Origin of the sequence: Streptomyces sp. NPDC050732, from assembly GCF_040654255.1 — a bacterium.
Classification (GTDB): domain Bacteria; phylum Actinomycetota; class Actinomycetes; order Streptomycetales; family Streptomycetaceae; genus Streptomyces.
On sequence record NZ_JBFAHP010000031.1, the window covers coordinates 103,292 to 111,375 of the forward strand.

General features: G+C 73.1%; 8 protein-coding genes. 1 reads left to right on the forward strand and 7 read right to left on the reverse strand.

Annotated features, from left to right (window positions below; genetic code table 11):
* Positions 1 to 27: 27 nt before the first annotated feature.
* From AB0H82_RS26500 to AB0H82_RS26520, 5 genes are read right to left on the reverse strand one after another with little or no spacing between them, the layout of a single operon-like run.
* Positions 28 to 1,245, reverse strand: coding sequence for an FAD-dependent oxidoreductase (locus AB0H82_RS26500; RefSeq protein ID WP_362996861.1), 1,218 nt, complete (start codon positions 1,243 to 1,245; stop codon positions 28 to 30).
* Positions 1,246 to 1,255: 10 nt separating this feature from the next.
* A complete protein-coding gene (locus AB0H82_RS26505) occupies positions 1,256 to 1,453 on the reverse strand; it encodes a ferredoxin (protein ID WP_362996863.1) in 198 nt (65 codons plus the stop codon).
* A 55-nt stretch (positions 1,454 to 1,508) separates the two neighbouring features.
* Positions 1,509 to 2,366 (reverse strand): fumarylacetoacetate hydrolase family protein, encoded by an 858-nt coding sequence (locus tag AB0H82_RS26510; RefSeq protein WP_362996865.1) that lies wholly within the window; start codon positions 2,364 to 2,366, stop codon positions 1,509 to 1,511.
* Positions 2,363 to 3,337, reverse strand: coding sequence for a 3,4-dihydroxyphenylacetate 2,3-dioxygenase (locus AB0H82_RS26515; protein WP_362996867.1), 975 nt, complete (start codon positions 3,335 to 3,337; stop codon positions 2,363 to 2,365). The genes AB0H82_RS26510 and AB0H82_RS26515 overlap by 4 nt, the downstream gene beginning before the upstream one ends.
* Complete coding sequence (locus tag AB0H82_RS26520; RefSeq protein ID WP_362996869.1) at positions 3,330 to 4,859, reverse strand: aldehyde dehydrogenase; 1,530 nt, start codon at positions 4,857 to 4,859, stop codon at positions 3,330 to 3,332. The genes AB0H82_RS26515 and AB0H82_RS26520 overlap by 8 nt, the downstream gene beginning before the upstream one ends.
* A 139-nt stretch (positions 4,860 to 4,998) precedes the next feature.
* On the opposite strand from AB0H82_RS26520, the gene AB0H82_RS26525 reads away from it, so the two are divergent.
* Positions 4,999 to 5,769, forward strand: a complete 771-nt coding sequence (locus AB0H82_RS26525; protein WP_362996871.1) for a gamma-glutamyl-gamma-aminobutyrate hydrolase family protein — start codon at positions 4,999 to 5,001, stop codon at positions 5,767 to 5,769.
* Between the two features lie 257 nt (positions 5,770 to 6,026).
* Here AB0H82_RS26525 and AB0H82_RS26530 read toward each other — a convergent pair whose 3' ends face one another.
* Both AB0H82_RS26530 and AB0H82_RS26535 read right to left on the reverse strand, forming a co-directional pair.
* Positions 6,027 to 6,611, reverse strand: coding sequence for a MarR family winged helix-turn-helix transcriptional regulator (locus AB0H82_RS26530; RefSeq protein ID WP_362996873.1), 585 nt, complete (start codon positions 6,609 to 6,611; stop codon positions 6,027 to 6,029).
* Positions 6,612 to 6,698: 87 nt separating this feature from the next.
* Positions 6,699 to 7,490, reverse strand: coding sequence for an acetoacetate decarboxylase family protein (locus AB0H82_RS26535; protein WP_362996875.1), 792 nt, complete (start codon positions 7,488 to 7,490; stop codon positions 6,699 to 6,701).
* Positions 7,491 to 8,084: the final 594 nt, after the last annotated feature.

Below are 8,084 nucleotides of genomic sequence, written 5' to 3' on the forward strand. Positions count from 1 at the left end.
AGGATCAGGAGCCGGGCCGTGTGTCGGTCAGAGTGCCGGCTCGGGTAGGGGGAGCAGGTGGGAGCGGTGGTGGGAGGCTTTGGCTGTGGCTTTGGGGCCGCCCAGTGCGGTGATGCCGATCAGGCGGTCGGCCTGGTAGTAGCCGTAGAGGAGGTCGCCGTCGGAAGTGGTCGGGTCGCCTTCCAGGAGGCGGCAGTGGTCGGCGAGGGCGGGCTGGCCGAAGGATTGCAGGCGGAGTCCGAACTGGTCGCTCCAGAAGGACGGCAGCGGGGCGAAGGGGGCGGGGTCGGGCCGGTCGGTACCGGTCAGACCCGCGACCAGGGTGCGGGCCGCGTGGCGCGCGGTGTCGCCGGGCATCGACCAGTGTTCGACGCGGCGCGGCACGGGGCCGTAGCGCGGGTTCGGGAAGCGGGCGACGTCGCCGACGGCCACCGCGTGCGGGAGGCCCCCGATGCGCAGGAGGGCGTCGCACAGGATGCCGTCGGTGAGGTCGAGTCCGGCGCTCGCGGCCAGCCATTCGGTGTTGGGCAGTGAGCCGACCGCCTCGACGACCACGTCGGCCGGGACCTCGGTGCCGTCGTCCAGCACAGCGGTGCGGGGAGTGAGCCCGGTGGCTGCGCGGCCCATCAGGAAGCGTACGCCCCGCGCCTCGTGGCGGCGCCGCAGCGCCCGGGCCGGCTCCTCACCGACCGCGAGGAGCATCGGCTCGGCCTCCGGCGCGACGACCGTCACGTCGCAGCCCGCCGTACGCGCCGTCGCCGCCACCTCGCAGCCGATGAAACCGGAGCCGATCACCAGCACCCGGACGCCCCGGCCCAGCCGGGCACGCAGGGCCGCCGAGTCCTCCAGGGTGCGGAGGACGTACCGGGGCGGGCCCCCGGTGAGCGGGAGTCGTCGTGGCCGCACCCCCGTCGCGGCCACGAGACCCTCGTACGCGTACGCCGAACCATCGGCCAGCGTGAGCGTGCACGCGGCCGGATCGGCGGACGCGACCGCCACGCCCAGACGCCATTCGACGTCCTCGACGCTGGGGCGGCGGCGCAATCGGGTGGTACCGGCGGGCACCTCGCCCGCGAGGACTTCCTTGGACAACGGCGGCCTGTTGTACGGGAGATGGGGCTCGTCGCCGAACACCGTGATCGCTCCGCGCCAGCCCGCGGCCCGCAGCTGCTCCGCCGCGCGCAACCCGCCCAGCGAGGCGCCCACGACGGCGATGCCCGCCGCTGCCCCTGCCGATGCCCCCATGGCCCGGCCCTCAGCCCTCGACCCGGATGGCCTGCAGCGGGCAGACGTCGGCGGCGTCCTCGGCATCGGCGCGCAGCGATTCGTCGGGCGAGTCGACGTACGCGAGGTGTCCTTCGCCGTCGAGCCGGAAGATGTCCGGCGCGGCGAACACGCACTGCCCGTGGTCCTGGCAGACGTCCAGGTCCACGGTGACGATGACCCTTCCCATTCCAACTCCTCTGCTGCGACTGCGACTGCGACTGCGAAGTGACGTCCAGTGGGCTTCAGCGGCGCGGCCGGCGGATGCCGCGGAACTCCCAGTCGCCGCCGAGCGCCGTGGAGAGGACCTCCTCGGACGCGGTGGGCTGGGCGCCGACGTCGGTGCGGACCGCCGTCGGCCCGGTGACGATGTGGTTGGTGAGCCGTCCGAGGCCCTCGGCCTCGACCTCGACGACGTCCCCGGGGCGGACGGGGCGGGACCCCGCGGGCGTCCCGGAGAGCAGGACGTCGCCCGGCTCCAGGGTGATCGTGCGGGCGATGTCGGCGACGAGGTAGTGCATGTCCCACGCCATCTCGTCCGTCGAACCGTCCTGGACGAGCGCGCCGTTGACGTATGTCCGCAGGTACTTGCCGCGGAAGTCCCAGCCGGTGACCAGGCCCGGCCCGAGCGGACAGAGCGTGTCGGAGCCCTTGACGCGGAGCATCGACCCGGCGTCGGTGTCGCGGAAGTCGTGCAGGCCGAAGTCGTCGGCGACGGTGTAGCCCGCGATGTACGGACCGGCCTCCGCGGGCGCGATGTTGCGGCAGGTGCGGCCGATGACGATGCCGATCTCGCCCTCGTAGTTCAGGTACTGGCAGCCGTCGGGGCGTACGACCGCGCCGCCGTGGGCGTTGAGGGCGGAGACGGGCTTGTGGAAGTACGTGGGCGCGGGCGGCAGCGTGGCCCCGAACTCCGCGACCCTGCTGTGGTGGTTGAGGTGCACGGCGATCACTTTGGAGGGTCGCACGGGAGCGAGGTGGTGCGCCTCGGACGCCTTGACGCGGCGGCCGTCCGGGGCCACGAGCTCGTCGCCGTCGCGCACGACCTGGACGGCGGCTCCGTCGAGGAGGACGCGCCGGTACTCGATGCTGCTCGTCCTCATGCGACTGCCTCCTTCGGGCCGGTGCCGGTAGCGGTATTGGTGCCGGTGCCGGTACCGGTCCAGCCGTCGGCCGGCCGGTCGAACCAGAGGTGGATCTGCCCGGTCCCGACGGAGTTCTCGTACGCGCTGTAGGGGCGCCCGGCGGCGGTGCAGCGCTCTTCGCCGAGGGCGCCGATCATCATGAGGTAGTGCCCGAACCGCGCTTCCGGCTTGTGCGTGAGGAACTCCGGCATCGTGCGCAGGACTTGTGCGTGGTCGCCGCGCTCGAACCACTCGATGCGCTGCCGGTCGGCGGCCCGCGCCTCGGGCGTACGGATGTGGGAGGCGTCGCTCGCCTCGTGGGCGCGCAGTTCGCGCAGCGGCCAGAACGTGTGCGAGAGGGCGCCGGACGCGATGAGCAGGACCTTGCGGCCGGGCAGCGCGCCGATGCCGTCGGCGAGCGCGCGGCCGAGCCGCAGGTGGTCCTCGACGTCACCGGTCTGGCAGACCCCGATCGAGACCCACTTCTTCTCGGGGAGGCCGTGGCCCAGGTACGTCCACAGGTTGATCGTGGCGTAGTACACGGGCAGGAAGGGGTCGTCGATCGGGGTGATCCAGGTGCCGTGCTTCTCCGCGAACCGTGCGACGGAATGCGCGAGTTCGGGATCGCCCGGGTAGTCGTACGGCATGCGGCACATGCCGCGCGGCAGCTCTTCCGAGGTGAAGAGACCGGCGCGGCGGGGGTGCGCGGAGACCACGAACTCGACGGTGGTCGCCCAGTGCGAGTCGAGGACGACGACGGTGTCGTAGTCGAGCGTCTCGAAGACGTCGGCGCGCAGGGTGCGCAGGCCGGGGACGAGGCTGATCTCGTGGCCCTCGTTGAGTTCCCTGCGGGTCTCCTCGGGCAGCACGATGGTCGGTACGTGGGCGAGCAGCCCCGCTCCGACGATCTCGCCCCTGGCCTCACCCGTGGCGGGCCTCGCCTCACTCATGGTGGGCCTCCCACCCCTTCGGCGCGGTCACGGTGTTCTTGAGGTCGCAGTAGAAGTCGAAGGACCAGTCGCCGCCCTCGCGCCCGATGCCGGAGCTGCGCGCCCCGCCGAAGGGCGCGGAGAGATCGCGTACGAAGAAGCAGTTGACCCAGACCGTGCCCGCCACGAGCCGCGCGCCGATCCGCGCCGCGCGGTCCCGGTCACCGGCGGCGAGGGTGGCGGCGAGGCCGAAGCGGGTGCCGTTGGCGAGACGCACGGCCTCGTCGTCGTCACCTTCGGGAAACGTCTGGAGGGTGAGGACCGGCCCGAAGACCTCCTCCTGGACGATCTCGGAGTCCTGGGCGACGTCGGTGAGGAGGGTGGGGAGGTAGTGGTTCCCGCCGAGCGCGGTGTTGCGGCCGCCGCCGGTGACAACCTTCGCACCCGCTTCGACGGCACGGCGGACGAACCCGTCGACACGCTCCACATGCCGGGGATGGATGTTGGGCCCGACGTCGGTGGCCTCGTCGCGCGGGTCCCCCTGGGCCAGCTTCGCCACCCGGTCGAGGAAGCGCCCGAGGAAGGCGTCGCGCACGGGCTCCTCGACGAGGATGCGGGTGGCGGCGAGACAGACCTGCCCGGCGTTGTCGTACTGCTCCACGGCGAGGTCGGCGGCGAGGTCCAGGTCCGCGTCGGCGAGGACGACCAGCGGCGACTTGCCACCCAGCTCGAAGCTGCAGGGCACGAGGTTCGCGGCGGCGGCCCCGGCGACGCGGCGGGCGGTGGGCACGGAGCCGGTGAAGCTGACGCGGCGCACGTCGGGGTCGGCGACGAGGGGCGCCCCGGCCTCCTCTCCGTACCCCTGCACGAGGTTGAAGACGCCCGGCGGCAGCCCCGCCTCGTGCGTGATGTCGGCGAGGAGGGAAGCGGTCAGCGGGGCCCACTCGGCGGGCTTCAGCACGACGGTGCAGCCCGCCGCGAGCGCCGGCGCCACCTTCCAACTGGCCAGCATCAGCGGAGCGTTCCACGGCGTGATCAGCACGGCGGGGCCCGCCGGATCCCAGCTGACGTGGTTCGTGTGGCCCCGCGTGTCGAAGTCCTCGTGGCCGAGGGCGAGGAGCCGGTCCGCGAAGTAGCGGAAGTTGTGCGCGACGCGCGGCATGACGCCTCGGCGGTGCGAGCGCAGCAGTGCGCCGTTGTCGGCGGTCTCGACCGCCGCGAGGTCCTCGGCGCGGGCGTCGACGCCGTCGGCGACGGCGTGCAGCAGCCGGGCCCGCTCGACGGGCGGCGTCGCCGCCCACCCCGGGAACGCGGTACGGGCGGCGACCACGGCGGCACGCGCCTCGCCGGGGCCGCCACGTGCGATGGGGGCGAGCGGGGTGCCGTCGATGGGCGAGTGGTCGGTGAAGGTGGGGGGCGTGGAGGAGGTGTTGGGGGTGGAGGAGGTGTTGGGGGTGGAGGTGGCCACGCGGGTGCCGTCGATCCAGTGGCGGGTGTCGATGGATACGCCCTCGACGGTCGCGGTGGGAGGAACCTGAGCCATCACTGCCTCCAGTTCGTTTGAACCCAAACAACGTACGAGCGGGGCCGGGTGGGGGTCAACCCCTCGTGAGGGCCGGGCTGTTCGGCTACCGTTTGGGATCAAACGAGTACCGGTCCGTCCCGGCCGTGAGGAGCCCTCAATGCCGTGCCGTCGACCGCTGATCGCCCTCCCCCAGCGGTACGCCGCGACGACCTCCGCCCTCCGCTACGCCGCCGTCGTCACCGCCCGCGCCCTCGCCGAGGCCGTGTTCCGCGCGGGCGGCGAGCCGTTCATGATGCTCCCCGGCCCACCGGACGAGGCCGCCGAACGGCTGTCGCGCTGCGCCGGACTGCTGCTGCCGGGCGGCGGGGACATCGCGCCGTGGCGGTACGGGGTGGGGGTGAGGGTGGCGGTGGGGGTAGAGAGGGAGCCTGGAGCGGGGGCGGGAGTGCACAGTGCCGTGTACGACGTCGATGACGCTCAGGACGACTTCGATCTCGCCCTCGTCGACCGCGCGTTGGCCGTCGGCCTGCCGACCCTGGCGGTGTGCCGCGGGCTGCAGGCGGTGAACGTCGCTCTCGGCGGCACGTTGCGCCAGGACATGGGCGGCCCCGGCTCGGACCACCGCCATGTGGTGCACCCGGTGCGGGTGGTGCCCGGTTCCACGGTGGCGCGGGCGATGGGGGCGGGTGGGGCGGGTTCCGGTGAGGTGCCGGTCTCCTGCTACCACCACCAGTGCGTGGACCGCCTCGGCCGGGGCCTGGCCGCCGTCGCGTGGGCGGCGGACGGGACCGTCGAGGCGCTGGAACTCGTGGGCGGGGATGGGTGGTTCGCCGCGGTGCAGTGGCATCCGGAGGATACGGCGGGGGTGGATGCGGGCCAGCAGGCCTTGTTCGACGCACTGATCCGGGCATCCGCAGCACCCCTTTAGGGACGCGAGAAACTGCGCGACCAGCCCCCACCGACCCGCAGCGACCACGCACCGGAACCACCCCCAGGGGCGCGGGGAACTGCGCGATCAACCCCCACCAACCCGCAGCGACCACACACCGGAACCACCCCCAGGGGCGCGGGGAACTGCGCGACCAGCCCCCACCGGCCCGCAGGAACGCACGAGGAGCGGGGCGCGGGGCGCAGGGCACGGAGTACCGGGCACGGGGTGCCGGGTGCCGGGTGCCGGTCGCGGGCCTACGCGGGCCGCTTGGGCCTGCGGCCACTGCGCCGAGGCACCGGCGCCGCACCGTTCAAGAGGTGCTGTCGCCGCTCGTCCCCCCGCTCCTCCGTCCGTACGACGATCCTGCGCAGCAGATCCGCCAACGTCTCGCACTCCTCGTCCGACAACCCCTCCGTGACGAAGGCCTCCTCGGCGTTGAAGGCGGGGAAGACCTCCCCCATCAGGCGCTCGCCCTCATCCGTGAGGCGGAGCAGGACGAGCCGGCCGTCGTCGGGGTGACCGCGGCGCTCGACGAGGCCCCGGCCCATGAGCGTGCGGGCGACCCCCGTGAGCGTGCCCTTGGAGATGCCGGCCTCCTCGGCGACGTACCGCGTCTCCGTCTCGCCCCAGATCCAGACGACGTAGAGGACCACGAAGGAGGTCCACGTCAGTTCGGCGCCGCGAAGCACGGAATTCTCGAAGTGCTGCCGTACGGCCGTCGCCGCGCGGTAGATGTTCGAGACGGCGGCCATCTGCGCGTACTGGACAGCGGTGCCGGTATCGCCGAGCTTGGCCCGGACCGCCTTCTCGGTCTCGCGGATGGTGCGGTGGCCCGTCACTCGGTATCTCCTTGTGTGGTTCGTGTGCTGGGTGGGGCTGGGCGGGGCCCGGGATCGGGGTTGGCCGAAGCTCGGCCGAGCCGGTGTCTACAGCGCGCGCTCCAACAGCGTCCCCCCGTTCCAGGTGACGCCCACCTGACGGTAGTACGCGCCGATCGGCTCCTCGACGGTGAGCGCGGCCAGTTCCTCCGTGGGCGCCTCGAAGAGGTCGAGTTCCGCCTCGCCCGACCAGGCCTGGCCGCCCTCGAAGGCGGCGGCGCCCGACTCGATCAGCTCGTCCAGGGCGAGGCCCTTCCCGTCGATGGAGGGGAGTTGACGGTGGTGGGCCATGGGGTGGGCGTTGACGAAGCCGTTGGTGGGCGAGGGGGCGCGCAGGGTGACCACCGCCTGGGCGAGACGGTGGTCGGCGGCGGCGAGCGTGGCGCCGAAGACCGCGCCGGGTTCGATACGGGGGGCGGGGCCGTAGGGGTGGGGGCGGGTGAGGTGGATGGAGCCGAGCTTCTTCGGGTAGCCCTGGTGGTTGCCGCGGGCGACGGCGAAGTCCTTGTCGACCCAGATGTAGACGCACCGGGAGTAGGTACGGCCGCGGTAGGCGCAGCGGACGACCGCGAAGCACTCCTTGTACTGGGCGCGGACGGGGTCGAGGAGTTCGGTCCTGTCGGCGCCGCAGGACTGCCAGTCGGCCCAGATGACGGCGACCGCGCCGGGGTCGTCCGGGGCGGGATCGAGGGGGGCGGGAAGGAGTTCGCGGACGCGGGCCGGGTCGGTGCGGTACTCGACTGTGAGGAGGTCGCCGGAGTAGTGCCAGGGGGGTGGGGGCACGATGGAGGACCGGCCGGTGGCGCTCTTGGGCGGCAGAAATCCCCTGAGTCCGGCCATGATCAGCCCCTTCCGCGGCTCGTTTGACCCCGTACGGTACGCCTGGGGGTGGGGCTGTGTCACCGGGGCGTTGTCTGGCGGGGGCGCCTTGGGCGGGGGCTGCGGGCCGGGGCCTGCGCGTGCGGGTCGTCGTGGGTCGGGGTCTACGCCTGCTGTGCGTTGTGGGGCGGGGCCGCGGGGGTATGTGCGTACTCGCCATCCCTGCGCCACGCCTCAAGTCCAAAGACGCCACAGCCGGCTCGGTGCTCCGTTCGCACATACCCCCACGTCCCCTCGCGAGCGCGAGCGCCTGCGGCCCGGCGGGGCGCCGGTGCGCGAGCCCCGCAGCACGTCGCCGCAGGGCCAGACCCCACCCGCCTCTCCCTCACTCCCGCGAAGCGCCGCGGGCCAGACCCCACCCACCCCTCCCTCACACCTGCGAAGCGCCGCGGGCCAGACCCCACCCACCCCTCCCTCACACCTGCGAAGCGCCGCGGGGTAGACCCCACCCACCCGCCCCTACCCCCGCAGGACGTCGCAGGGCAAACGGGTGGGTGGGTGGGAGACATCCGCCGCGAAGCGGCGGGCTAGTTGCCCCTACCCCCGCAGGACGTC

Excerpts from the sequence above, each read along its gene's own strand:
- AB0H82_RS26535 (WP_362996875.1), bottom strand. The coding sequence starts at position 7,490 with ATGGCCGGACTCAGGGGATTTCTGCCGCCCAAGAGCGCCACCGGCCGG.
- AB0H82_RS26525 (WP_362996871.1), top strand. The coding sequence starts at position 4,999 with ATGCCGTGCCGTCGACCGCTGATCGCCCTCCCCCAGCGGTACGCCGCG.
- AB0H82_RS26510 (WP_362996865.1), bottom strand. The coding sequence starts at position 2,366 with ATGAGGACGAGCAGCATCGAGTACCGGCGCGTCCTCCTCGACGGAGCC.
- AB0H82_RS26505 (WP_362996863.1), bottom strand. The coding sequence starts at position 1,453 with ATGGGAAGGGTCATCGTCACCGTGGACCTGGACGTCTGCCAGGACCAC.
- AB0H82_RS26520 (WP_362996869.1), bottom strand. The coding sequence starts at position 4,859 with ATGGCTCAGGTTCCTCCCACCGCGACCGTCGAGGGCGTATCCATCGAC.
- AB0H82_RS26500 (WP_362996861.1), bottom strand. The coding sequence starts at position 1,245 with ATGGGGGCATCGGCAGGGGCAGCGGCGGGCATCGCCGTCGTGGGCGCC.
- AB0H82_RS26515 (WP_362996867.1), bottom strand. The coding sequence starts at position 3,337 with ATGAGTGAGGCGAGGCCCGCCACGGGTGAGGCCAGGGGCGAGATCGTC.